Here is a 23,475-nt window from a genome sequence, read left to right on the forward strand (position 1 = left end):
TGCCGAGCTCGAAATCGGCCCCCGCGAACGACATTCCCATCGCCCGGGTGGCCGTCAGCGATTCCGGCGTGCTGGCCAACGCGAACCGCTGGTCCACCAACTCGGGGGTGATCAGTTTTTGGTCGTAGACCATCACCCGCAGGAACGCCTCGAGGTTCTCCCGGGTGGGGTCGACCGAGAACTTGCCGAGCCGTTTGACACCCTCGGTCGGGTCGGGCGCGAACAGGTTGACGCTCAGGCCGCCAGGCCCCATCAGCACCAGGCGCCCGGCGCGATCCGGGTAGTCCAGGGCGAACCGCACCGCGGTGCCCCCGCCCAGCGAATTGCCCACCAGCGGTTCGCGTTGGCCAGCACGCCGGAATCGCTGACGGCCACCCGGGCGATGGGAATGTCGTTCGCGGGGGCCGATTTCGAGCTCGGCATGATGTGGCGAGAGGTGTACAAGCTACGTCAGCCGGTGCTGTTGATCTGGGGGCGCGAGGACCGGGTCAACCCGCTGGACGGCGCGCTGGTCGCGCTGAAGACGATTCCACGCGCGCAGCTGCACGTGTTCGGGCAGTGCGGTCACTGGGCGCAGGTGGAGAAGTTCGACGAATTCAACAAGCTGACCGTCGATTTCTTGGGAGGTGCGTGATGAGCGACGCGACGGGGATTCGGTCACTGGGCTATCTGCGCATCGGGGCCACCGACATGGCGGCCTGGCGCGAGTACGGCCTGAAGGTGCTGGGCATGGTGGAGGGCTCAGGGAGCACCGAGGGCGCGTTGTACCTGCGCATGGACGACTTCCCGGCCCGGCTGGTGATCGTCCCGGCCGAGCAGGACCGGCTGCTGGAAGCCGGCTGGGAGTGCGCCAATGCCGAAGGGCTGCAAGACGTTCGGCACCGGCTCGAGGTGGAGGGCATCCCGTACAAGGAGGCGACGGCCGCCGAGCTGGCGGATCGGCGGGTGGTCGAGATGATCCGGTTCTCCGACCCGTCAGGCAACTGCCTGGAGGTGTTCCACGGCGTCGCCCTGGAGCATCGCCGGGTCGTCAGTCCCTACGGCCACAAGTTCGTCACCGGCGAGCAGGGCCTGGGCCACGTGGTGTTGTCCACCCGCGACGACGACGAGGCGCTGCACTTCTACCGCGACGTGCTCGGCTTCAAGCTGCGCGACTCGATGCGGATGCCGCCGCAGGTGGTCGGCCGGCCGGCCGACGGGGCGCCGGCCTGGTTGCGGTTCTTCGGCTGCAACCCACGGCACCACAGCCTGGCCTTCTTGCCGATGCCGACCCCCAGCGGCATCGTGCACCTGATGATCGAGGTGGAGAACGCCGACGACGTGGGCCTGTGCCTGGACCGGGCGTTGCGCCGCAAGGTGCCCATGTCGGCCAGCCTGGGCCGGCACGTCAACGACCTGATGCTGTCCTTCTACATGAAGACCCCCAGCGGTTTCGACGTCGAATTCGGTTGCGAGGGAAGGGTCGTCGAGGACCGCGACTGGGTCGCGCGGGAGAGCACGGCGGTCAGCCTGTGGGGCCACGACTTCACGGTCGGCATGCGCGGCTGAGCCATGGCAGCCCCGATCGATCCGCGGGCCTTCCGGCAGGTGCTGGGCCAGTTCTGCACCGGGATCACCATCATCACCACCGTGCACGACGAGGTTCCGGTGGGGTTCGCGTGCCAGTCGTTCGCGGCGTTGTCGCTGGACCCGCCGCTGGTGTTGTTCTGCCCGACCAAGGTGTCGCGGTCCTGGAAGGCCATCGAGGCCAGCGGGCGCTTCTGCGTCAACGTGCTGACCGAGCAGCAAAAGCACGTCTCGGCGCGGTTCGGCTCCCGGGAACCCGACAAGTTCGCCGGAATCGACTGGCATCTCTCGGATCTCGGGTCGCCGGTCATCGACAACTCGCTGGCCTTCATCGACTGCACGGTGGCGTCCGCCCACGATGGCGGCGACCATTTTGTGGTCTTCGGCGCGGTGCACGCCCTGTCCGAAGCGCCCAAGATCAAGCCGCGGCCGCTGCTGTTCTACCGCGGCGAGTACACGGGCATCGAGCCGGACAAGACGACACCCGCGCAGTGGCGCGACGACCTGGAAGCCTTCCTCACCGCCACCACGCAAGACACCTGGCTGTGACGGCCCGGCGCCGGCGCGGGGCCTACTCCGGGGCGCCGCGGTAGGTCTCGTGCCGGACGGCCTGCACGTCGGTCGTCGGGTCGTAGTGCTCCGAAGACCAGGCGGTGTTGGGGTCGTCGCGGCCGGCCCGCTTGTCGGCCCCGGGGTCGAGCCGGTCGGCGTGGTCCCACTGCTGTTGCAGGTGTTCGCGCGCCGAGGCGGCCTCGGTCTGGTGTGCGTCGGCGCGGTCCTGCAACCGGGCCGCCTCGGCGGCCTTGGCTTCGGCCTCGGCCTTCGCGGCGCGCGCCTTCGCGGCCGTCTCCTCCGCGAGCGCTTCGCGCCGTTCGACCTTCGCGGCCTGCAACCTGGCGTGCTCGCGGATCTGTTCGGCCTGCCGTTGCCGGCGCCGACCGCGCGCCCGGCCCGCCACCAAGGCCAGCGCGACGATCACCAGAAGCGCGACAACGGCGATCACGATCCATGTGGTGTTGGCGTTCATGGCGGTCGGATCCCCATATTCGACAGAAATAAAACAGTCGGTCGGGTGCGTCCGGCCGGCCGCGGCGGCCGCACGCCGGGCGCTTCGGCCAGAATGTGGGTATGGCTTTCGACCTGAGCGCCTACTTCGAGCGCATCGGTTATCGCGGTGCCAGCGAACCGACGCTCGAGGTGCTGCAAGGCCTCGTCACCGCGCACACGCAGGCGATCCCGTTCGAGAACCTCGACCCGCTGCTCGGGGTGCCCGTGGACGATCTGGGCCCGGCGGCGCTGTTCGACAAGCTGGTGCGGCGCCGCCGCGGCGGGTTCTGCTTCGAACAGAACGGTCTGATGGGGTACGCGCTGGCGGACATCGGATTCCGGGTGCGGCGCCTGGCCGGGCGGGTGGTCTGGATGGTCGCGCCCGACGCGCCCCTGCCGGCGCAGACCCACACCGTGCTCGCGGTGACGTTCCCCGGATCCCACGGTGCCTTCCTGGTCGACGTCGGCTTCGGCGGCCAGACGCCGACGTCGCCGCTGCGCCTCGAGACGCAGACCGTCCAGCAGACCACCCACGAGCCTTACCGGCTGACCGACCGGGGCGACGGCCTGGTGCTGCAGGCCGAGGTGCGCGGCGAGTGGCAGGCGCTCTACGAGTTCAGCACCCGAACCGCGCCGGACATCGATCTTCGGGTGGGCAGCTGGTACGTGTCGACGAATCCGGCGTCGCATTTCGTCACCGACCTCATGGTGGCGATCGTGACGCCCGACGCCCGGTTGAACCTGGCCAACGGCAACCTGGCGATCCACCGCGGCGGGGACACCGAGAAGCTGCGCCTGGACGACGCGGACGCCCTCGTCGACGCGCTCACCGACCGCTTCGGCATCGACGTGCGCGGCGTCGGCGGCGACGGCGCCCTGCGCCCGCGCCTCGATCGGCTGCTCGCCGCCACGCCCTAGCGCGGCGTCAGCGGCCGGCCAGCCAGGGCCCGACGCGGCGCAGGCATTCCTCGATGTCGGCCGTCGGCCCGGCGAACGACAGGCGCACGAACGAGTTGCCCCGCGCGGTGTCGAAGTCGATGCCGGGGGCGATCGCGACGCCGGTGTCGGACAACAGCGACGAACAGAACGCGATCGAGTCGTCGGTGAAGTCCGAGACGTCGGCGTACACGTAGAAGGCGCCGTCGGTGGGCGCCAGGCGCTCGATGCCGATGCCGCGCAGGCCGTCCAGCAGCAGCGAGCGGTTCCTCGCGTAGTGGTGCAGGTGGCCGTCGGCCTCGGCGGTCGCCTCCGGAGTGAAGGCCGCCACCGCGGCGATCTGCGACAGCACCGGCGGGCAGATGGTGAAATTCCCGGTGAGGCAGTCCACCGCCCGGCGCAGCTCGGGCGGCACCAGCAGCCAGCCCAGCCGCCAGCCCGTCATCGCGTAGTACTTCGAAAAGCTGTTGACCACCACGGCGTTTCGGGAGGTCTGCCAGGCGCAACTGGTCTTCGGGGCGCCGTCGTAGACCAGGCCGTGGTACACCTCGTCGCTGATCAGCCGCGCGCCGGTCGCGTCGCACCAGGACGCGATGGCGGCCAGCTCGGCCGGCGCGATCACCGTCCCGGTGGGATTGGCCGGGCTCGCGACGATGACGCCCTGCACCGGCGGGTCGAGCTCGGCGAGCAGTTGCGCCGTGGGCTGGAACCGGGTGTCGGCGCCGCACGGGATCTCGACCACCTCGCACCCCAGGGCCGACAGGATGTTGCGGTAGCAGGGGTAGCCCGGGCTGGCCAACGCCACCCGATCGCCGACGTCGAAGCACGCGAGGAAGGCCAGCAGGAAGCCGCCGGAGGACCCGGTGGTCACCACCACGGCGTCGGGCTCCACCTCGATCCCGTGCTGGCGCACGTAATCTGCCGCGATCGCGGCGCGCAGCTCGGGGGTGCCCAGCGCCACCGTGTAGCCCAGCTCGTTGGCGTGCAGGGCCGCCGCCGCGGCCGCCCGCACCGCCTCGGGCGCCCCCACGCTCGGCTGGCCCGCCGACAGGTTGACCAGGTCGCCGTGACTGCGTTGGCGCTCCCCGGCGGCCAGCCAGACATCCATGACGTAAAACGGCGGGATGCCCGAGCGCAGCGAGACGTGGTCAGTCACGACGCGGGGAGTACCTCGGATTCCAGCCGACCAACCAGTTCCCGCGGCGTCTCGAGCAGGTGCGCGCTGCCGTGCGCGCGCTTGAAATACAGGTGCATGTCGTGTTCCCAGGTGATCGCGATCCCGCCGTGCAGTTGGATGCCCTCACCGGCCACCAGCGACAGCGCCTCGGTGGCGGCCAGCCGGGCCGTGGCCGCGCCGGTCGGGGTCGGCTCGGCGCACGCCTCGGCCACCACCGCCTTGGCGGCGGCCACGGCGACGTACAGGTCGGCCATCCGGTGCTTGAGCGCCTGGAAGCTGCCGATCGGGCGCCCGAATTGGACGCGGTCCTTGGCGTAGTCGACCGTGAGTTCCAGGCAGCGCTCGGCCGCGCCAACCTGCTCGGCGGCCAGCAGGAGCGCCGCCGCGTCGGCGATCCCCGGGTCGGCGCCCAGCGGTTCGGTGTCGTCGGGCGTCAGCCGGGCCAGCCGGCGGGTGGGGTCCATGGTGGCGACGGGCTGCGCGCCGAAGCGGGTCCACCTGGTGAGCTCGCCGCCGGCGGCGCCCACGACGACGTCGGCGATGTCGCCGTTGACGACGTAGTCGGCGTCGAGCACCAGCGCGCCGATCGAGCGGCCCTCGGCCAGCGCCTCCAGCGTCTCGGCGTCGGGCTCCGGCGCTGCCAGCAGCGCCAGTTCGGCCAGCGTGGTGCCCAGCAGCGGCGAGGGCACCAGGGCGCGGCCCAGCTCCTGCAGAACCGTTGCGGCGTCGGCCAGTTCGCCGCCGGCGCCGCCCAATTCCTCGGGGACGACCAGGGCGGCGGCGCCGACCTGCTCGCACAGCAGTCGCCACAGCGACTCGTCGTAACCGCGGTCGGATTCCATCGCCGCGCGCACCGCCGCCGGGTTGGCGTGCTTGGCCACCAGGGCGGCCACGGTCTCGCGGAGCAGTTCGCGTTCTTCGGTCGTGCTCACAGCGCCTCCAACACTCGCCGCCGGTGCGCCTCGGGGGTGCCCCAGGCCGAGCGCAGGGCCTGCACCCGCAGGAGCAGCAGCGACAGGTCGTGCTCCTGGGTGAACCCGATGGCGCCGTGGGTCTGCAGCGCCGAGCGCGCCGCCAGCAGGGCCGCCTCGGAGGCCGCCGCCTTGGCCGCGCTGACGTCGCGGGGATCCAGCGTCAGGGCGGCGCCGTACACCAGCGGGCGGGCCAGCTCGACGGCGATGTGGACGTCGGCGAGCTTGTGCTTGATCGCCTGGTAGGAGCCGATCAGCCGGCCGAACTGGCTGCGCTGCTTGGCGTAGGCGACCGAGGCGTCGCGCAGCGCCTCGGCGGCGCCGACCAGTTGCGCCGCGGTGGCCAGAGCGCCGAACTCGTTGGCGCGCCGCACGTCCGCCTGCCAGGCGGCGCCGGTCGGGGTCACGTCGAACAGCCGGCGGCTCGGGTCGACGGAGGCGTGCGCGGCGCCGGCCGCCGCCTCACGCACGCCCTCGTCGCCGGCGACCAGCACCAACCCCGCCGCGTCGGCGTCCACCGCGCGCGGTGCGTGCGGCGCGGACGCGACGGTGGCGATCAGCTCGCCCGAGGCGATCTCGCCGCAGCGTTGGTCGGCGGCCAGCAACACCGGTGCCACGGCGATGGATTCCGCCACCGGGCCGGGGACGCCCCAGTGCCCGAGCCGCTCGACGGCCACCACCAGGTCCACCGGGTGCGCCTCGATGCCGTCGAACTTCTCCGGCACGGCCAGGGCCGTGACGCCCAGGTTCGCCAACTGCTCCCACACCTTGCGGCCGGGGGCGGTGTCGCCGGCAGCCCAGGCGCGCACCGCACCGGGCACGTCCGCCGCGCTCAACGCGGCGTCGATGCTGGCCGCGAAGTCGCGCTGCTGCTCATCGAGCGTGAATTCCATTATTTCTTCTCCCTCGGGAGACCCAGCAGGCGTTCCGAGATGATGTTGCGCTGAATCTCGTTGGTGCCCGCGTAGATCGGGCCGCCCAGGGCGAACAGCAGGCCCTCGGTCCACGGGCCGGCGAGTTCACCGCCGGCGCCCAGGATGTCGAGCGCGGTCTGGTGCACCTCGACGTCGAGCTCCGACCAGAACACCTTGGTCACCGACGACTCGGCGCCCAGCTCCCCACCGGCGGCCAGCCTGGTCACGGTGCCGAAGGTCTGCAACCGGTAGGCCTGCGCCTTGATCCAGGCGTCCGCGACGCGATCGGTAAATTCCGGCGGCGAGCCGCAGTCCTTCCACAACCGCACGAGCCGCTCGGCGGCCGCCAGGAAGCGGGCCGGGCTGCGCAGCGACATGCCGCGCTCGTTGCTCGACGTGCTCATCGCCGCGGACCAGCCGTCGTGCGGGGTGCCGATCACGTCCTCGTCGGGCACGAAGACGTCGTCGAGGAAGACCTCGCCGAAGCCCGTGTCGCCGCCGAGCTGCACGATGGGTCGCACCGTGACGCCCTTGGCCTTGAGGTCGAACATGAAATAGGTGAGGCCGCGGTGCCGCTCCCCGGACGGGTCCGAGCGGAACAGGCCGAATCCCATGTCCGCGAACGGCGCCCGGGAACTCCAGATCTTCTGGCCGTTGAGCAGCCAACCCCCGTCGGTCTGCGTCGCGGTCGACCGCAACGACGCCAGGTCGCTGCCCGATTCGGGCTCCGACCAGGCCTGCGCCCAGATCTGCTCACCGCTGGCCATCTTCGGCAGGATGCGGTCCAGCTGTTCGGAGGTGCCGTGCGCGAACAGGGTGGGCGCCAGCATCGACGTGCCGTTGGCGCTCGCCCGCCCCGGCGCCCCGGCGCGAAAGTACTCCTCTTCGAACACCACCCAGTGCAGCAGCGGCGCGTCGCGGCCCCCGTACTTCTCCGGCCAGGTGATCACCGACAGGCCGGCGTCGAACAGCACCCGGTCCCAGCGCCGGTGCTGGTCGAAGCCCTCGGCGTTGTCATAAGACTTCGTCGGAATGGCTTCGGCGTTGTCCGACAGGAAATTCCGCACCTCGGCCGCGAAGGCCAGCGTCCCCTCGTCCAGATTCAGATCCATCAGGTCAGCTCTCGCAGTTGTGGTTTGAGCACTTTGCCGCCCGCGTTGCGGGGCAGTTCGTCGACGAACCGCACTGAGCGCGGCGCCTTGAAGTTCGCCAGGTGTTCTCGGGTGTAGGCGATCACGGACTCCTCGTCGAGCCGGGCGCCCGGCCGGGGGACCACGAAGGCCCGGCCGACCTCACCCAGCCGTTCGTCGGGCACCCCGATCACGGCCGCGTCGGCCACCCCCTCGAGGCGGGCGAGCACCTGCTCGATCTCGGCCGGGTAGACGTTGAAGCCGCCGCAGATGTACATGTCCTTCAGCCGGTCGGTGATGCGCAGGTTGCCGGCCGCGTCGAGCGCGCCGATGTCGCCGGTGTGCAACCAGCCGTCCGCGTCGATCGCGGCGGCGGTGGCCGCCGGGTCGTTGAGGTAGCCGAGCATCACGTTTGGTCCGCGCAGCAGCACCTCTCCGGTGTCCGATCCGGGTTCGGTTGCATCGATGCGCAATTCGAAGTCGGCGAACGGCCGGCCGCACGTGGTGGCGACGGTGACGGCGTCGTCGTCGGCGCGGCACATCGTGCCCATGCCGTTGGCCTCGGTGAGGCCGTAAGCGGTGAGCACGATGTCGATGTCGAGCTCGGTTTGCATGCGCTCCACCAGCACCACCGGGACGGTGGCGGCGCCGGTCACCGCGAAGCGCAGCGAGCTCAGGTCGTAGTCACCGCGCGCGGGATGATCCAACAGTGTCTGGTAAATCGTTGGCGGGCCCGGCAATACGGTGATGCGGTGTCGTTCGATCGCCTGCAGCGCGCGTAGCGGGTCGAAGGTGAGGTGGGGGATCAGCGTGGCGCCGGTCTGCAGGCAGGCCAGGATGCCTGCCTTGTACCCGAAGTTGTGGAAGAACGGGTTGATGCACAGGTAGCGGTCGTCGCTGGTGATCTTGCCGTTGGCGGCCCAGGACGCCGAGGCCGACAGCGACTGCCGGTGCGCGCACAGCACGCCCTTGCTGCGGCCGGTGGTGCCGGAGGTGAACAGGATGTCACTGACGTCGTCGGGCGTGACGGCGGCGGCGCGTTCGGCAACCGTCCCCGGATCCGTTCCACGGGCCAGGAATTCGTCCCAGGTGCCGTCGGCCGCGTCGATCGGGATGCGCACGATGTGGCGCAGCTTCCGCAGCGCGGAGCGGTCCAGGTCCGCGACGCGGTCGTGGCCGAGGAAGCGGCCCATCGCGAACAGCACCGGCGCCTTCGTGCGGGCCAGGATGTCGGTGGCCTCGGCGGCGGTGTAGCGCGTGTTCAACGGCACCATCGCGGCGCCCGCGTGGTGGATCGCCAGGCAGGCCACCACCCAGTGCCAGGTGTTGGGGGACCACACGGCCACCCGGTCGCCGTGCTGGACGCCGAGGGCGATCAGCGCGGCCGCGGCGCGGTGCACTTCGGCGCGCAGCTCGGCGGCGGTGAAGGATCGCTCGTCGGTGAGCAGCGCGGGGTGATCGGGATATTGGTGCGCGAAGCGATCCAGCGCCGCGGGCACGGTGCGGGGATCGTTCGTCATCGAATGCTCCTCGAGGGTTCCGCCCGCGAGGTCGCCGACGGCCTAACAAAGCAAGTGCTTGGTAGGTTAGCCTACAGGGCATGCAGGACGTCGAGGAGTTTCGGGCGGAGGTACGCCACTGGCTGGCCGAGAACCTGGTCGGCGACTTCGCGGCGCTCAAGGGCCTCGGCGGCCCCGGCCGCGAACACGAGGCGTTCGAGGAGCGCCGGGCGTGGAACCAGCATCTCGCCGCGGCGGGGCTGACCTGCCTGGGCTGGCCCGTCGAGCACGGCGGGCGCGGGTTGTCCACCGCGCACCGGGTGGCCTTTTACGAGGAATACGCGCGCGCCGACGCCCCGGACAAGGTCAACCACTTCGGCGAGGAGCTGCTTGGCCCGACGCTGATCGCGTTCGGCACCCCCGAACAGCAGCACCGCTTCCTGCCGCCCATCCGCGACGTCACCGAGCTGTGGTGCCAGGGCTATTCCGAGCCCGGCGCCGGCAGCGACCTGGCCAACGTCGCGACCACCGCCGAGCTCGACGGTGACGAGTGGGTGATCAACGGCCAGAAGGTGTGGACGTCGCTGGCGCACTGGGCGCAGTGGTGCTTCGTGGTCGCGCGCACCGAGAAGGGCTCGAAGCGGCACGCCGGGCTGTCCTATCTGCTGGTGCCCCTGGACCAACCGGGGGTCGAGGTGCGCCCGATCATCCAGCTGACCGGCGACTCGGAGTTCAACGAGGTGTTCTTCGACGACGCCCGCACCGACGCCTCGTTGGTGGTCGGCCAGCCGGGTGACGGCTGGCGGGTCGCGATGGGCACGCTGACGTTCGAGCGCGGCGTCTCGACGCTCGGCCAGCAGATCCGTTACGCCCGTGAGCTTTCCAACCTCGCCGAGCTTGCTCAACGCACCGGCGCCGCCGACGACCCGGTGATCCGCGAGCGGCTGACCCGGGCGTGGACCGGCCTGCGGGCCATGCGTTCGTACGCCCTGGCCACCATGGACGTCGAGGGAGGCGGCCAGGCCGCCGGGAAAGACAATGTGTCGAAGTTGTTGTGGGCCAACTGGCATCGCGATCTGGGCGAGTTGGCGATGGACGTCATCGGCAAGCCGGGGCTGGCGTTGCGCGACGGCGAGTTCGACGAGTGGCAGCGGCTGTTCCTGTTCACCCGCGCGGACACCATCTACGGCGGCTCCAACGAGATTCAGCGCAACATCATCGCCGAACGCGTGCTCGGCCTACCTCGAGAAGTTCGTGGATGAGCGCTTGCGCGAAGACACAGGAGGAAGCATGAGTCTGTCCGAGGCTCCGAAAGAGATTGCCGGCCACGGGCTGTTGCAGGGCAAGGTCGTGGTCGTCACCGCGGCCGCGGGCACCGGCATCGGCTCGGCCACGGCGCGGCGGGCGCTGGCGGAGGGCGCCGACGTCGTCGTCTCCGACCATCACGAACGCCGCTTGGGCGAGACGGCGGCCGAATTGGCCGGGCTGGGCCTGGGCCGCGTCGAGAGCGTGGTCTGCGACGTGACCTCGACCGCCCAGCTCGACGCCCTGATCGCCTCGACGACCGCGCGCCTGGGCCGGCTCGACGTGCTGGTCAACAACGCCGGGCTGGGGGGGCAGACGCCGGTGGTCGACATGACCGACGAGGAGTGGGACCGCGTGCTGAACGTGACGTTGACGTCGGTGTTCCGTGCCACCCGGGCGGCCCTGCGGTACTTCCGTGACGCGTCGCACGGCGGGGTGATCGTCAACAACGCCAGCGTCCTGGGCTGGCGGGCGCAGCACTCGCAATCGCATTACGCGGCCGCCAAGGCGGGGGTGATGGCGCTGACCCGGTGCAGCGCGATCGAGGCCGCCGAGTACGGCGTCCGGATCAACGCGGTGTCCCCGAGCATCGCGCGGCACAAGTTCCTGGAGAAGACGTCGTCGGCCGACCTGCTCGACCGGCTCTCGGCCGGCGAGGCGTTCGGAAGGGCCGCCGAGCCGTGGGAGGTGGCGGCGACCATCGCCTTCCTGGCCAGCGACTACTCCAGCTACCTCACCGGCGAGGTCATCTCCGTCTCCAGCCAGCACCCGTAAGGCCCGGCAGCGCTGACTGGCGCGGCCACGCACCGTGCATACAATGAGCGACCGACACAGTCGACGCTGGTAGGAGGGTGTTGTGAGCGACGGCCCGGGTTTCAATCCGTGGGGCGCTCAGCCCAATCCCCCGCCGGGCAGCCCCTGGCAATCGGACGGAACGTGGCCTGGCCAATGGGGTCAGGCCGCGCCACCCGCCTACGGCGGATGGCCCGCGCAGCAGCCGCCGGTGACGGTCGCGGGCTTCAACGCGCCACCCGGCGCGCCGCGCAACCGCAAGCCGCTGATCATCGGGCTCAGTGTGGGCGCCGCGGTCTTGGTGATCGTCGTGATCGTCGTCATCGCCCTCTCGAGCGGCGGTGGCGCCAAGGGCAACGCCGGTGACGCCGTCAAGGGGTACCTGGAGGCGCTGGCCCGCGGCGACGCCCAGTCCGCCCTGACCTACAGCACCGACCAACCGGCGTCCAAGGACTTCCTCACCGACGACGTCCTCAAGCGGCAGATCGCCCGCTGGCCGATCACCGACATCAAGATCCTCGACGACAACTCGGCCCACAGCTTCGGCTACGCGCAGGTGCACGTGTCGGCGAAGTTCGGCGACAACACCTCCGACGTCACCATGTCGATCAAGAAGTCGGGCAAGGACTGGAAACTGGACCACTCCGCGATCAAGGTGGACACCCTCAACGCCGGCCTCGACCAGGCCGCCGTGAAGACCGCGACGTTCTTCGGCAGGCCGGTCGGGTCGGCGCCCGCGTACATCTTCCCGGGTTGGGTGGACGTCGGCAGCACCAACTCGAATTTGGCCGTCGCCCCGAAAAAGCCGTTCCTGCTGGACAATCTGACGATCTCCGGCTCGTACTTCAACGACCTCGACTTCAAACTCAGCGACAAGGGACTGTCCGCGACCGCCTCCGCGATCTCGGCCGCGCTGGCCGCGTGCACGCAGTCCAACCTGTTGCGGCCGGTCGACTGCCCGCAGCACGCCTACGACTACGACCTCGCGGACGGGACCGCGGTTTGGGGCCCGCCGGACGTCGGGGGCGTCAAGATCACCGTGTTCGACCCGTACCGTCTCGAGGCCAACTTCGCCGGGCAGGTCACGTTCCCGCTGACGGCCAAGACGCGGTCCGGCGACACCAAGACGAGCGTCGTCAACGCGTTCGTGTCCGGGACCGCCGACGAGTCGCAGACCCCGCCGGCGGTGTCGCTGCGCTGACGTAGCCCGGACCGCGCTGGCCATTCGCCAAGCAAGCGCTTGGTTGATATCCTTGCCGGGTGGACCGAGTCACCGGTCAGGCGAACAGCCGGCGCGACGAGCTGCTGGGGCTCGCCGCGACCATGTTCGCCGAGCGGGGCCTGCGCGCCACGACGGTGCGCGACATCGCCGACGGCGCCGGAATTCTCTCCGGCAGCCTGTATCACCACTTCTCGTCCAAAGAGGAGATGGTCGACGAGCTGCTGCGCGACTTCCTGGACTGGCTGTTCGCCCGCTACCGCGAGATCGTCGAGGTCGAATCCAATCCGCTGGAGCGGCTCCGGGGTCTGTTCATGACGTCCTTCGAGGCGATCGAGGACCGGCATGCCCAGGTCGTCATCTACCAGGACGAGGCCCAGCGGTTGCTGTCGCAGCCCCGGTTCGCCTACCTCGAGGACCGCAACCGGCAACAGCGCAAGATGTGGCTGGAGGTGCTGCACCAGGGCATCGACGGCGGCTACTTCCGGCCCGACCTCGACGTCGACCTGGTCTACCGCTTCATCCGCGACACCACGTGGGTGTCGGTGCGCTGGTACAAACCCGGCGGCCCGCTCACCGCGGAACAGGTGGGCCAGCAATACCTCGCCATCGTGCTCGGCGGGATCACCAAAGATTGTCCCGACGGTAGGGGAGTCTGAACATGGCTCGTATCGGCGAGGACGCACAACGAAGTGATGAGAAGGAGCGACACCATGGCTGAGGCGTACGTCATCGACGCTGTACGTACCGCGGTCGGCAAGCGCAACGGATCGCTGGCCGGCGTGCACCCCGTGGACCTCGGCGCGCTGGGGTGGCGCGGGCTACTCGACCGGATCGACGTCGACCCGGCCGCGGTCGACGACGTGATCGCCGGTTGTGTCGACGCCATCGGGGCGCAGGCGGGCAACATCGCCCGGCTGTCCTGGCTGGCCGCCGGTTACCCCGAGGAGGTCCCCGGCGTCACCGTGGACCGGCAATGCGGCTCCAGCCAGCAGGCCATTTCGTTTGGCGCGCAGGCGATCATGGCCGGCACCGCCGACCTCATCGTCGCCGGTGGCGTGCAGAACATGAGCCAGATCCCCATCTCGTCGGCGATGACCGTCGGCGAGCAATTCGGATTCACCTCGCCGACCAACGAGTCCAAGCAGTGGCTGCACCGCTACGGTGACCAGGAGATCTCGCAGTTTCGCGGCTCGGAGCTGATCGCCGAGAAGTGGAATATCTCCCGCGAGGAGATGGAGCAATACGCGCTGACCAGCCACGAGCGCGCGTTCGCGGCGATTCGCGGCGGCCACTTCGACAACGAAATCATCACCGTGGAAACCGAATCCGGGCCGTTCCGCGTCGATGAGGGCCCGCGCGAGTCGTCGTTGGAGAAGATGGCCGGGCTCAAGACGCTGGTCGACGGCGGCCGCTTGACGGCGGCCATGGCCAGCCAGATCTCCGACGGCGCCAGCGCGGTGCTGCTGGCCTCCGAGCAGGCGGTCAAGGACCACAACCTGACGCCGCGGGCCCGCATCCACCACATCAGCGCGCGCGCCGCGGACCCGGTGTTCATGCTGACCGGCCCCATCCCCGCGACCCGCCACGCGCTGGAGAAGACGGGGCTGTCGATCGACGACATCGACACCGTGGAGATCAACGAGGCGTTCGCCCCGGTGGTGCTGTCCTGGCTCAAGGAGATCAAGGCCGACCCGGCGAAGGTCAACCCCAACGGCGGCGCGATCGCCCTGGGTCACCCGCTGGGCGCCACCGGCGCGAAACTGTTCGCCACTATGCTCAACGAGCTCGAGCGTGTCGGCGGCCGCTACGGCCTGCAGACCATGTGCGAGGGCGGCGGCACGGCCAACGTCACCATCATCGAGCGGCTGTAATCCCGGCGATGATGTCGTCGACCGTGCGCGCGGCCAGCGCCTCGACCTCCTGACGGCGCGCGTGCCGTAGCGGACCCCGCAGGGCGAGTTCGGCGAAGCCGTGCACCGCCGACCAGCAGGGCCATTCGGCGCCGTCGCGTTGGTCGCGCGTCAATACCCCCGCCTTCCGCATCGCGTCGAGCGCCTCGACCAACGCGAGATACGGTGCGGCGGCTGATGTTTCGCTGGTGTCGCTGCTCCCGAAGAACGCCACCGCGAACCACCCCGGCTCGTTAAGCGCGAACTCGATATAGCCGGTCCCGACGGCCCGCAACAGCTCGGTCGGACCCGCCTGACGCACCCGCATCCGCGCGGCCATCCGGTGCTGGATCGCGATGGCCACCGCGCCCAGCAGAGCTTCGCGGTCGGCGAAGTGGCGGTAGGCCGCGTTGGGCGAAACGCCCACGCGCCGAGTCGCTTCCCGAATGGTGAGGGCCTCCGGGCCCCCGGTGCGGGTCAGGTGCAGGCCGGCGTCGATCAACGCCGCGCGCAGATCGCCGTGGTGGTAACCGGTCTTGCGCGTGCTCAACTCTTGACCCTTCTCGGCCGCCAAGTGTACGGTGTGAACATTAGCATGTTGACAGCGTGAACATTGCCGGAGGGTTCGTGGTGGACAGCGTGGGATTGCCGCCCGTCGTGGACGGGCAGGTGTGGCAGCGCGAATTGGACGCGCTGCGCGTGCGGGAGAAGGCGGCCACCCGGGAGCTCGACGCGATCGCCGCGCAGCGCCGACGGCTGCCCATGGTCGCCATGCCGGACTACATCCTCGAGGGCGCGGACGGGCCGGTGCGGCTGGTCGACGTGTTCGACGGCAAGTCGCAGCTGATTGTCTACAACCACATGTGGTTCCCGGGCGAGCAGTGGCAGTGCCCGGGCTGCACCGGCTTCACGTCGCAGTTCACCCGCCTGGAGTTCCTGGACAACTACGACGCGCGCTTCGTCATCGTCACCCAAGGCCCCATCGACGAGGCGCTGGAATACCGGCGGCGGGTGGGCAACGCGATGACCTGGTACTCGACGGCCAACAGCGCATTCGGCGCGGACGTCGGCGCTCCGCCGGGAGGTGGTTTCGCCGTGAACGTCTTTCTGCGCCACGGCGATCGGGCGTTCCGCACCTGGCACACCGACGGCCGCGGGTGCGAACAGCTGGGCCACTCGTTCGCCCTGATCGACGTGTTGCCCTACGGCCGGCAGGAGCAGTGGCAGGACTCGCCGGACGGCTGGCCCCAGCGGCCCACCTACAGCGGGTGGGCCGGGTCGAAGGAGATCGCGCGGGCCTACGGCGCCGACGCCCAACCAGAAGGAGCGAGATGACCACCACGACGACCGGCCTGACGGCCATCAGCCTGGTGTGCGTGGCGACACCCGACCAGGACAAGGCGGTCGCCTTCTACGAGTCGCTCGGGTTCGAAAAGCGCACCGATACCCCGTTCGGCGGCGGCTACCGGTGGATCGAGGTGTATCCGCCCGCGGGGACGACGGGCGTCGCGCTCGCCCCACCACCCGAGGAGGCCGGCCCGGTGCAACCGACCAACACCGGTATCACGTTGACCACCAACGACATCGACGCTACTCACGCGGCGATGAAGGAGCTGGGCGTCGACGTCGACGCGCAGGTATCCCGCATGGGCGACCCGGTGCCGCCGATGTTCTGGTTTCGCGATCCGACGGGACACACGCTGCTGGTGGTCGAGTCCTGACCTACTGCACGAGCGCGGCGGCCGACTGCAGGTGCTTGACGGCGTCGGCGACGATCGCCTCGATCAGCTCGGCGCACGACGGCAGGTCGTTGAGGATGCCGGCCACCTGACCGGAGGCCAGCACACCGGCGTCGGTGTTTCCTTCGACCAGGCCGGCTTTCAACAACATCGGCGTGTTGGCCGCCATCACCACCTGAGCCAGGGTCAGCTCCTTGCCGTGCCGCATCGCCATGCCGTCGGCGATCATGGAGCGCCACGTCATGTGGGACATCTTCTTGAACTTCGCGGCGTTGCGCACGGCCGCGGTCAAACCCCGGATGGGCGAACCGTTCTCCAGCTTCTCGACCAAGCCGGTGCGCAGGACGCGGTGCGGCATGCCGTCGACCCGGGTGGTGACGACGGTGCCGTCCAGCGCGGCCTCCAGGTACCGGCGCTTGACGGCGTCGGGCACGGTGGAGTCGGAGGTGAGCAGGAACCTGGTTCCCATCGCGACCCCGGCGGCGCCGTAGGACAGCGCCGCGGCCAGGCCGCGCCCGTCGAAGAAGCCGCCCGCGGCGATCACCGGGATTCCGCTGCCCTGCACGGCGTCGAGGACCGAAGGCAACAACAGGGTGGTGGCGACGGGACCGGTGTGGCCGCCGCCCTCACCGCCCTGCACGATCATCGCGTCGGCGCCCCACGCGGCAACCTTGCGGGCGTGCTTGGCGGCGCCGATCGACGGGATGACCACGGCCCCGGCCTCTTTGAGCCTCGCGATGAGTTCCTGTTTGGGGGCCAGCGCGAACGAGGCCACCTTGACGCCCTCACGGATCATCAGGTCGACGCGGTCGCCCGCGTCGGCGGCGTCGGCGCGGATGTTCACCCCGAACGGCTTGTCGGTGGTGGCCTTGACCTTGGCGATGGCGGTCGCGAGTTCGTCCAGGGTCATCGTGGCCGAGGCCAGGATGCCCAGGCCGCCGGCGTTGGCGGTGGCCGAGACCAGGCGCGCACCGGCCACCCAGCCCATGCCGGTCTGCACCACCGGGTGCTCGATGCCGATCAGGTCGGTCAGCGGCGTGCGCAATCTCATAGCCACCGCCGACGGCGCAGCGCGAAGCGATGTGGGTGCCGGCCGGTCATGAGCGAATTTCCCTGTCCCGCAACGACTTCGGGTCGATAACCTCGCGGATCAGGCGCAGCTCGTCGTCGGTGGGCAGCCGAGTCTCCTCGGCCTCGTCCAGGCCGGCGACGTCGAAGGAGGTGGCCTCGCGCACGTCGTCGGGGGATACCCCGGGGTGCAGGCTCAGCGCCCGCATGGTCCGGTCCGGGCCGTCGAAGTCGAACACGCCGAGGTTGGACACCACCCGGTACGGGTTGGCGAAGCGGAAGGCTGGGTTGTCCGCGTCGATCTTGTCGGTGCCGATGCCGCACACGATGTCGACGGCCTCGCAGAACACCCGCTTTGAGTGGTTGCCCACCCAGTAGCTGGTCGCGTGGTTGACGGCGTTGCCGGGTGCCCCCCGGACGCCGAACATCTGGCGGGTCGGCTGTTGCAGCGGGCCGAACGCCGACAGGTTCTGGTTGCCGAACCGGTCGACCTGGTTGGCGCCCATCACCACGTGCCGCCGCCCCCAGGACAGGGTCTCGAAGACCCGGCCAAACGGCATCCAGCCCTCGACCGCACCCGCCGCGCCCAGCGCCGGGGTGTCGGCCAGCAATTGGGCCTCGCCGTCGGTGAGCACGATGTCGGGGGAGAAGGTCAGGCGGGCCAGCCGGGCGCCCACCGACGCCATATTCGCCATCGGGCTGATCATGATTTCGCCGGCGTCCCGGAACAATTCGGCGCAGGCGACGGCGCAGACTTCGGCGAGGGTGCTGCTCACTGGTGAGCCTCCTTGTTGAACGTGCGCACTGCCGCCTGGTAGTCCTCTTCGCTGCCCGACAGGTAGGTCTGGACGAACCGTTGCCAGCCCTCGTCGGTGGCGGCCGCCTCGGCGTAATGCCGCTGGAACTTCTCGTCGCGCCCGTAATCCGGTGCCGCCGTGGTGAAGTGGGCGCCGCCGGGCGCCTCGATGACCGCGTCGACCATCATCCGGTTGACCAGCAGCGCCTGCGGTGGCACGGCCTTGACCAGCTCCTGGGTGGCGACCACCCGCTCGACGGAGAGCAGTCGCCTGTCGGCGGCCATGAGGAACAGGTCGTCGAAGTACGGGTCGATGCCCGTGTACGCCGCATTGCCTTGGGCGTCAGCGAGATTCAGGTGCACCAGGGCCGCGTCGAGCCGCAGCGCGGGCATGGCGATCAGCGTCTCGTGCCCGCCATCGGGGGCGGGGTACGGGCTGGTCACCGTGGCCAGCTCGCCCTCCCAGAAGTCGGGCACCGAGCTGCCCAGGCCGGCGCGGATCGGCAGGAACGGCAACCGGTTCGCGGCCGCCTGCAGGCCGCACCGCAGCATGCCCTCGTCCATCTCGCGCGCCTCGATCGCCCCGGTGGTGCGGGCCTTGGCGAACCACGGGTCGTAGAACGGCGGCGAGTCCAACGAGACGAATCCGTAGTACACGCGCTTGACCTTGCCGGCCGAACACAGCAGCCCCAGGTCTGGGCCGCCGTAGGTGACGATCGTCAGATCCGTGACGTCGGTGCGCAGCAGCGCGCGCACCAGGGCCATCGGCTTGCGCCGCGACCCCCAGCCGCCGATGCCGATGGTCATGCCGCTGCGCAGTTGCGCGACGGCCTCGTCCAGCGTGGTCCGCTTGTCGGCCATTACTTCTTGCCCTTCGCGGTGCCGGCGAATGCGTCGCGGTGCTCGTCGGCCACCCCCGCGAGGTTGAGCTCGAACGTGAACCCTTGCTCCATGCGGTAACTGGAGTTCACCCGCTGCACGTCGATCAGGTTCAGCGCCTCCTTGGCCGCCCGGATCACGCGGGTGTCCTTGGCCGCGATGTCGCGGGCCACCCGCAGCGCGGCCTCGTCGAGCTCCGCGCGCGGCACCACCTCGTGCACCGAACCGAAGTGATGCAGGGTGGCGGCGTCGACCGTGGCGGCGGTGAAGAACAGCCGGCGCATCAGGTGCTGCGGTACCAACCGGGAGAGGTGGGTGGCCGCACCGAGCGCGCCCCGCTCCACCTCGGGCAGGCCGAAGGTGGCGTCGTCGGAGGCGACGATGACGTCGGAATTGCCGACCAGGCCGATGCCGCCGCCGACGCAGAAGCCGTTGACCGCGGCGACGACGGGCACCGCGCATTCGTACACCGCGCGGAAGGCGGCGAAGCAGCCGCGGTTCGCGTCGATCAGGGCGGTGAAGCCCTCGGTGCGCTGCATCTCTTTGATGTCGACACCGGCGTTGAAGCCGCGGCCCTCGGCGCGCAAGATGACGACGTGCGTGGCGGGGTCCCGGCCGGCCGCGGTGACGACGTCGGCGAGCTCGAACCAGCCGCGCGACGGGATGGCGTTGACGGGCGGGAAGTCGACGGTGACCGCGACGATGCCCGGTTCGACGGTGGTGGGGGTGATGGTCACGGTGCCACTTCCTTGTGGGGCGGGTGGGGCAACTACCTAAGCAAGCACTTGCTTGGTACGCTAGCACAGTGACTCGCGCCGAAGCACCCGACGCCATCAACCTGGGATTGGCCGGACGGGTGGTTCTGGTGACCGGCGGCGTGCGCGGCGTCGGCGCGGGGATCAGCGCGGTCTTCGCCCAGCAGGGCGCGACGGTGATCACCTGCGCCCGCCGGCCGGTGGAGGGCTTGCCGTATGAGTTTCACTCCTGCGACGTCCGCGACGACGAGGCCGTGACGGCGCTCATCGATTCGATCGTCGACAATCACGGTCGGCTCGACGCCGTGGTGAACAACGCCGGGGGCTCGCCGTTCGTGCTGACCGCAGAGTCCAGCGCCAAGTTCAACCGTAAGATCATCGAACTCAATCTGATTGGTGCGCTGCTGGTTTCGCAGTGCGCCAACGAGAAGATGCAGGCCCAGGCCGGGGGTGGCTCGATCGTCAACATCTGCAGCCTGTCCGGCCGCCGCCCGTCCCCCGGAACCGGGGCGTACGGGGCCGCGAAGGCCGGCCTGGAAAGCCTGACGCAGACCCTGGCCGTCGAATGGGGGCCCAAGGTCCGGGTGAACGCCTGCGTGGTCGGCATGGTGGAGACCGAGCAGTCCGAGCTGTTCTACGGCGACGCCGACTCGATCGCCGCGATTTCGCGAAACGTACCGCTGGGCCGGTTGGCCCAGCCGACCGACATTGGTTGGGCCGCGGCCTTTTTGGCCTCGGACGCCGCGTCGTACATCAGTGGCGCGTCGCTGGAGGTGCACGGCGGCGGGGAGCCGCCGCACTACCTGGCCACCACGAACGCCAGCGCGATCAAGTAGAGGATCCGAACAGAATGGGCGGAAAATGGGAATAGTTGACGGCCGCGTCGTCATCGTCACCGGGGCCGGCGGCGGGATCGGTCGCGCGCATGCGCTGGCCTTCGCCGAAGAGGGCGCGCGCGTGGTGGTCAACGACATCGGGGTGGGCCTGGACGGCTCGCCGGCCGGTGGCGGCAGCGCCGCCCAGGGTGTGGTCGACGAGATCACCGCCGCGGGCGGCGAGGCCATCGCGGACGGGTCCAACGTCGCGGACTGGGACCAGGCGGCGGGCCTGATCGCTTCCGCGGTCGACAACTTCGGCCGCTTGGACGTTTTGGTGAACAACGCCGGCATCGTGCGCGACCGGATGATCGCCAACACCAGCGAGGAAGAGTTCGACGCCGTCGTCGCCGTGCACCTCAAGGGGCACTTCGCCACCACGCGGCACGCCGCCGCCTACTGGCGGGCGCAGTCCAAGGCGGGCGAGACCGTCGACGCCCGCATCATCAACACCAGCTCCGGCGCCGGGTTGCAGGGCAGCGTCGGGCAGGGCAACTACAGCGCGGCCAAGGCTGGCATCGCGGCGCTCACGCTCGTGGCCGCGGCCGAGATGGGCCGCTACGGCGTCACCGTCAACGCCATCGCGCCGTCGGCCCGCACCCGCATGACGGAGACGGTATTCGCCGAGATGATGTCCACGCAGGACCAGGAATTCGACGCCATGGCGCCCGAGAACATCGCGCCGTTGGTCGTCTGGCTGGGTAGCGCGGAGGCCCGCGACGTCACCGGCAAGGTCTTCGAGCTCGAGGGCGGCAAGATCCGCGTCGCGGAGGGCTGGGCGCACGGCCCGGAGATCGACAAGGGCGCGAGATGGGACCCCGCCGAGCTCGGGCGAGTGGTCGCCGACCTGCTCGCCAAGGCGCGCCGGCCGGTGCCGGTCTATGGGGCCTAGCGAGGGTCGCAGAGCACGATCGGGATCACCCGATCGGTCCAGGACTGGTAGTCCTTGAACGAGGGGTACATGGCCTCCAGTTTCGGCCAATATTCTTCGCGCTCTTCGGCGTTGGCGTCGCGGGCCCGCAGCCGCAGCACCTCGTTTTTGATCTGCACCGTGACGTCCGGGTTGGCCTTGAGGTTCAGATACCACAGCGGGTGTTTGTCGCGGCCGCCCTGGGAGGCAACCAGCACGACGCGATCGCCCTCGCGCAGGTACAGCAGCGGGCTCACCCGCGGCTCACCGCTCTTGCGGCCGATCGTGGTCAGCAGCGCCACCGGGGCCTTCTGGAACGTGCCGCCGAAGCGTCCGTTGCTGCGCCGGTAGATCCACGTGTTGCCCTTGGCCATCCACTTCATCAAGAACGTGACCCAGGGCGCGTTGAGGGACTTCGGTTTTTCCATCTCAGGCCTCCCGCCGCAGGAACGGCTGCAAACGTACGGTGATGTGCTGGATCTGGGCGTCACCGCCGGCTCTCTGGGCGGGGATGACGAACGTCTCGTCGACGTGCGCCGCGACCCGGCGGCCGCCGAGGGCGGCCTTGGTCACCACGTCGTACACGGCGCGCACCTCGTCACCGGCGATGGAGAACTCCGGGGGTGTCGCCGCGGCGATGACCCGGTACTGCGGTCCGCGAGTGAGGCTGCGCCGCAGGTGTTTTCCGGAAAATCCGGTCTTGATGCCCTGTTCGATGCGCACGCAGCCGGGCGCGAACGGAACGGCCGCGCCGTCGTGGCTGACCAGCGCGTCGATGTAGGACTGCGCCGCGGCGATCCGGCGTTCGTCGGGAACGGTCACCAAGGACTAGATGCGCTCGATGATCGTGCCGGTGGACAGCGCGCCGCCGGCGCACATGGTGATCAACGCGGTCGTCTGGTCCGTGCGCTCGAGCTCGTGCAGCGCGGTGGTGATCAACCGGCTGCCGGTGCTGCCGACCGGGTGGCCCAAGGCGATGGCGCCGCCGTTGACGTTGACCTTGGCCATGTCCGGCTCGTGCACCCGCGCCCAGGACAACACCACCGACGCGAACGCCTCGTTGATCTCGACGAGGTCGATGTCGCCCATCTTCATACCGGCCTTCTCGAGCACCTTGGCCGTCGACTGGACCGGCCCGTCGAGGTGGTAGTAGGGCTCGGCACCGACCAGCGCCTGGCTGATGATGCGGGCCCGCGGCCGCAGGCCGAGTGCCTTGGCCTTGTCCTCGTCCATCCACAGCACGGCGGCCGCGCCGTCGGAGATCTGCGACGACGTCCCCGCCGTGTGAATCCCGCCGTCCAGCACCGGTTTCAGCGCGGACAGGCCCGACAGGGTCGTCTCGCGCAGCCCCTGGTCGCGCGAGATGGTGACGCGCTCCGACGTCGGCTGCTTGTTCTCGTCGAGGGCGGGCGCCTCGATCGGGGAGATCTCGCGGTCGAACCGGCCCTCGTCCCAGGCCTGCCGGGCCTTGGCCTGCGAGTCGTAGCCGAATTGGTCGATGTCCTCGCGGGTGATGCCGCGGCGCTTGGCGATTCGCTCGGCGGCGGTGAACTGGTCGGGCAGGTCGATGTCCCAGGAGGCGGGCCGCAGGATGCTGCGGTCCGGGCCCGCGTTGGCGCCCAGGCCGACGCGGCTCATGGCCTCGATCCCGCACGCGATGCCGATGTCGATGGCGCCCGCGGCGATCAGGCCGGCGACCAAGCCGTTGGCCTGCTGGCCGCTGCCGCACTGGCAGTCCACGGTCATCGCCCCGACGTGCTCGGGCAACCCGGCCACCAGCCAGCTAACCCGGGTGATGTTGTTGGACTGCTCGCCGTACTGTGTCACGCAGCCGCCGACGATCTGCTCGACGTCGCCCGCGTCGATGCCGGCCTTGTCCACCACGGCCTTCTGCACGGCGCCCAGCAGCTCGGTGGCGTGCAGCCCCGACAGCCATCCGTTGCGCTTGCCGATCGGGCTGCGAGTTGCTTCGACGATTACCGGGATACCCATTCCGTCAGGCTAG

27 protein-coding genes and 1 pseudogene are annotated in these 23,475 nt (G+C 69.9%); 13 read left to right on the forward strand and 15 right to left on the reverse strand.

Features of this window, described 5'->3' with window-relative positions:
* Positions 1-343: pseudogene (locus tag A5700_RS27415) on the reverse strand (alpha/beta hydrolase); the annotation flags it as partial.
* Between A5700_RS27415 and A5700_RS27420 the strand changes: the two are divergent.
* Genes A5700_RS27420 through hsaB form a run of 3 tightly spaced genes read left to right on the forward strand, consistent with a single transcriptional unit; the run spans position 344 to position 2,115 of the window.
* Entirely contained in the window at positions 344-634 is a 291-nt protein-coding gene (locus A5700_RS27420) for an alpha/beta fold hydrolase (RefSeq protein WP_082966232.1), read from the forward strand.
* Complete coding sequence (gene hsaC / locus A5700_RS13390; RefSeq protein WP_068071245.1) at positions 634-1,548, forward strand: iron-dependent extradiol dioxygenase HsaC; 915 nt, start codon at positions 634-636, stop codon at positions 1,546-1,548. The genes A5700_RS27420 and hsaC overlap by 1 nt, the downstream gene beginning before the upstream one ends.
* 3 nt (positions 1,549-1,551) lie before the next feature.
* Positions 1,552-2,115, forward strand: coding sequence for a 3-hydroxy-9,10-secoandrosta-1,3,5(10)-triene-9,17-dione monooxygenase reductase subunit (gene hsaB / locus A5700_RS13395; RefSeq protein ID WP_068071243.1), 564 nt, complete (start codon positions 1,552-1,554; stop codon positions 2,113-2,115).
* A gap of 22 nt (positions 2,116-2,137) precedes the next feature.
* Here hsaB and A5700_RS13400 read toward each other — a convergent pair whose 3' ends face one another.
* Positions 2,138-2,593 (reverse strand): hypothetical protein, encoded by a 456-nt coding sequence (locus A5700_RS13400; protein ID WP_068071241.1) that lies wholly within the window; start codon positions 2,591-2,593, stop codon positions 2,138-2,140.
* Between the two features lie 101 nt (positions 2,594-2,694).
* On the opposite strand from A5700_RS13400, the gene A5700_RS13405 reads away from it, so the two are divergent.
* Entirely contained in the window at positions 2,695-3,531 is an 837-nt protein-coding gene (locus A5700_RS13405) for an arylamine N-acetyltransferase (RefSeq protein WP_068071239.1), read from the forward strand.
* Positions 3,532-3,538: 7 nt separating this feature from the next.
* Here A5700_RS13405 and A5700_RS13410 read toward each other — a convergent pair whose 3' ends face one another.
* The 5 genes from A5700_RS13410 to fadD3 are packed head-to-tail and all read right to left on the reverse strand — an operon-like array spanning position 3,539 to position 9,261.
* Positions 3,539-4,705 (reverse strand): pyridoxal phosphate-dependent aminotransferase, encoded by a 1,167-nt coding sequence (locus tag A5700_RS13410; protein WP_068071234.1) that lies wholly within the window; start codon positions 4,703-4,705, stop codon positions 3,539-3,541.
* Positions 4,702-5,658: an acyl-CoA dehydrogenase family protein gene (locus A5700_RS13415; RefSeq protein ID WP_068071232.1), complete on the reverse strand. Its 957-nt coding sequence runs from the start codon at positions 5,656-5,658 to the stop codon at positions 4,702-4,704. Before A5700_RS13415 ends, A5700_RS13410 begins: the two co-directional genes overlap by 4 nt.
* A complete protein-coding gene (locus tag A5700_RS13420; protein ID WP_068071230.1) occupies positions 5,655-6,590 on the reverse strand; it encodes an acyl-CoA dehydrogenase family protein in 936 nt (311 codons plus the stop codon). Before A5700_RS13420 ends, A5700_RS13415 begins: the two co-directional genes overlap by 4 nt.
* A complete protein-coding gene (locus A5700_RS13425; RefSeq protein ID WP_068204796.1) occupies positions 6,590-7,723 on the reverse strand; it encodes an acyl-CoA dehydrogenase family protein in 1,134 nt (377 codons plus the stop codon). Before A5700_RS13425 ends, A5700_RS13420 begins: the two co-directional genes overlap by 1 nt.
* Complete coding sequence (gene fadD3, locus A5700_RS13430; RefSeq protein ID WP_068065814.1) at positions 7,723-9,261, reverse strand: 3-((3aS,4S,7aS)-7a-methyl-1,5-dioxo-octahydro-1H-inden-4-yl)propanoate--CoA ligase FadD3; 1,539 nt, start codon at positions 9,259-9,261, stop codon at positions 7,723-7,725. Before fadD3 ends, A5700_RS13425 begins: the two co-directional genes overlap by 1 nt.
* A gap of 80 nt (positions 9,262-9,341) precedes the next feature.
* On the opposite strand from fadD3, the gene ipdE1 reads away from it, so the two are divergent.
* From ipdE1 to fadA6, 5 genes are all read left to right on the forward strand, one after another.
* Positions 9,342-10,502, forward strand: a complete 1,161-nt coding sequence (gene ipdE1 / locus A5700_RS13435; protein WP_068065817.1) for an acyl-CoA dehydrogenase IpdE1 — start codon at positions 9,342-9,344, stop codon at positions 10,500-10,502.
* A gap of 28 nt (positions 10,503-10,530) precedes the next feature.
* Positions 10,531-11,319, forward strand: a complete 789-nt coding sequence (ipdF, locus tag A5700_RS13440; protein WP_068065821.1) for a (5R,7aS)-5-hydroxy-7a-methyl-1-oxo-2,3,5,6,7,7a-hexahydro-1H-indene-carboxyl-CoA reductase — start codon at positions 10,531-10,533, stop codon at positions 11,317-11,319.
* An 82-nt stretch (positions 11,320-11,401) separates the two neighbouring features.
* Complete coding sequence (locus A5700_RS13445; protein WP_068065824.1) at positions 11,402-12,538, forward strand: DUF4878 domain-containing protein; 1,137 nt, start codon at positions 11,402-11,404, stop codon at positions 12,536-12,538.
* Between the two features lie 59 nt (positions 12,539-12,597).
* A complete protein-coding gene (gene kstR2, locus A5700_RS13450; protein ID WP_068065826.1) occupies positions 12,598-13,215 on the forward strand; it encodes a TetR family transcriptional regulator KstR2 in 618 nt (205 codons plus the stop codon).
* A gap of 54 nt (positions 13,216-13,269) precedes the next feature.
* Positions 13,270-14,430: a steroid 3-ketoacyl-CoA thiolase FadA6 gene (gene fadA6, locus A5700_RS13455; protein WP_068065829.1), complete on the forward strand. Its 1,161-nt coding sequence runs from the start codon at positions 13,270-13,272 to the stop codon at positions 14,428-14,430.
* Here the strand turns inward: fadA6 and A5700_RS13460 are convergent.
* Positions 14,414-14,998, reverse strand: a complete 585-nt coding sequence (locus tag A5700_RS13460; RefSeq protein WP_068065949.1) for a TetR/AcrR family transcriptional regulator — start codon at positions 14,996-14,998, stop codon at positions 14,414-14,416. The genes fadA6 and A5700_RS13460 overlap by 17 nt on opposite strands.
* Positions 14,999-15,054: 56 nt before the next feature.
* On the opposite strand from A5700_RS13460, the gene A5700_RS13465 reads away from it, so the two are divergent.
* Together A5700_RS13465 and A5700_RS13470 are read left to right on the forward strand one after the other, a co-directional pair.
* On the forward strand, positions 15,055-15,783 hold the full coding sequence (locus A5700_RS13465) for a DUF899 family protein (RefSeq protein ID WP_231973693.1): 729 nt from the start codon (positions 15,055-15,057) through the stop codon (positions 15,781-15,783).
* Entirely contained in the window at positions 15,780-16,169 is a 390-nt protein-coding gene (locus A5700_RS13470) for a VOC family protein (RefSeq protein ID WP_068065831.1), read from the forward strand. Before A5700_RS13465 ends, A5700_RS13470 begins: the two co-directional genes overlap by 4 nt.
* 1 nt (position 16,170) lies before the next feature.
* Here the strand turns inward: A5700_RS13470 and ipdC are convergent, their stop codons facing one another.
* The 4 genes from ipdC to echA20 are packed head-to-tail and all read right to left on the reverse strand — an operon-like array spanning position 16,171 to position 19,667.
* Positions 16,171-17,244: a (3aS,4S,5R,7aS)-5-hydroxy-7a-methyl-1-oxo-octahydro-1H-indene-4-carboxyl-CoA dehydrogenase gene (gene ipdC / locus A5700_RS13475; RefSeq protein ID WP_369828270.1), complete on the reverse strand. Its 1,074-nt coding sequence runs from the start codon at positions 17,242-17,244 to the stop codon at positions 16,171-16,173.
* A 40-nt stretch (positions 17,245-17,284) separates the two neighbouring features.
* Positions 17,285-18,031, reverse strand: coding sequence for a cholesterol ring-cleaving hydrolase subunit IpdB (gene ipdB, locus A5700_RS13480; RefSeq protein WP_068065835.1), 747 nt, complete (start codon positions 18,029-18,031; stop codon positions 17,285-17,287).
* Positions 18,028-18,912 carry a cholesterol ring-cleaving hydrolase subunit IpdA gene (gene ipdA, locus A5700_RS13485; protein ID WP_068065837.1) on the reverse strand — a complete coding sequence of 295 codons (885 nt, stop codon included), beginning with the start codon at positions 18,910-18,912 and terminating at the stop codon, positions 18,028-18,030. The genes ipdB and ipdA overlap by 4 nt, the downstream gene beginning before the upstream one ends.
* Positions 18,912-19,667, reverse strand: a complete 756-nt coding sequence (gene echA20, locus A5700_RS13490; RefSeq protein ID WP_068065842.1) for a (7aS)-7a-methyl-1,5-dioxo-2,3,5,6,7,7a-hexahydro-1H-indene-carboxyl-CoA hydrolase — start codon at positions 19,665-19,667, stop codon at positions 18,912-18,914. Before echA20 ends, ipdA begins: the two co-directional genes overlap by 1 nt.
* A 68-nt stretch (positions 19,668-19,735) precedes the next feature.
* Between echA20 and A5700_RS13495 the strand changes: the two genes are divergently transcribed.
* Positions 19,736-20,521, forward strand: a complete 786-nt coding sequence (locus A5700_RS13495; protein WP_369828271.1) for an SDR family oxidoreductase — start codon at positions 19,736-19,738, stop codon at positions 20,519-20,521.
* 25 nt (positions 20,522-20,546) lie between these two features.
* Positions 20,547-21,452, forward strand: coding sequence for an SDR family oxidoreductase (locus A5700_RS13500; protein WP_068065844.1), 906 nt, complete (start codon positions 20,547-20,549; stop codon positions 21,450-21,452).
* Here A5700_RS13500 and A5700_RS13505 read toward each other — a convergent pair.
* Genes A5700_RS13505 through A5700_RS13515 form a run of 3 tightly spaced genes read right to left on the reverse strand, consistent with a single transcriptional unit; the run spans position 21,449 to position 23,462 of the window.
* A complete protein-coding gene (locus tag A5700_RS13505) occupies positions 21,449-21,898 on the reverse strand; it encodes a nitroreductase family deazaflavin-dependent oxidoreductase (protein WP_068065846.1) in 450 nt (149 codons plus the stop codon). The two genes, A5700_RS13500 and A5700_RS13505, sit on opposite strands and share 4 nt — an antisense overlap.
* Before the next feature lies 1 nt (position 21,899).
* Positions 21,900-22,295, reverse strand: a complete 396-nt coding sequence (locus tag A5700_RS13510) for a hypothetical protein (RefSeq protein WP_197502723.1) — start codon at positions 22,293-22,295, stop codon at positions 21,900-21,902.
* Between the two features lie 3 nt (positions 22,296-22,298).
* Positions 22,299-23,462 carry a steroid 3-ketoacyl-CoA thiolase gene (locus A5700_RS13515; protein ID WP_068065852.1) on the reverse strand — a complete coding sequence of 388 codons (1,164 nt, stop codon included), beginning with the start codon at positions 23,460-23,462 and terminating at the stop codon, positions 22,299-22,301.
* Positions 23,463-23,475 lie beyond the last annotated feature (13 nt).

This window comes from Mycobacterium sp. E1214, assembly GCF_001666755.1.
Lineage (GTDB): Bacteria > Actinomycetota > Actinomycetes > Mycobacteriales > Mycobacteriaceae > Mycobacterium.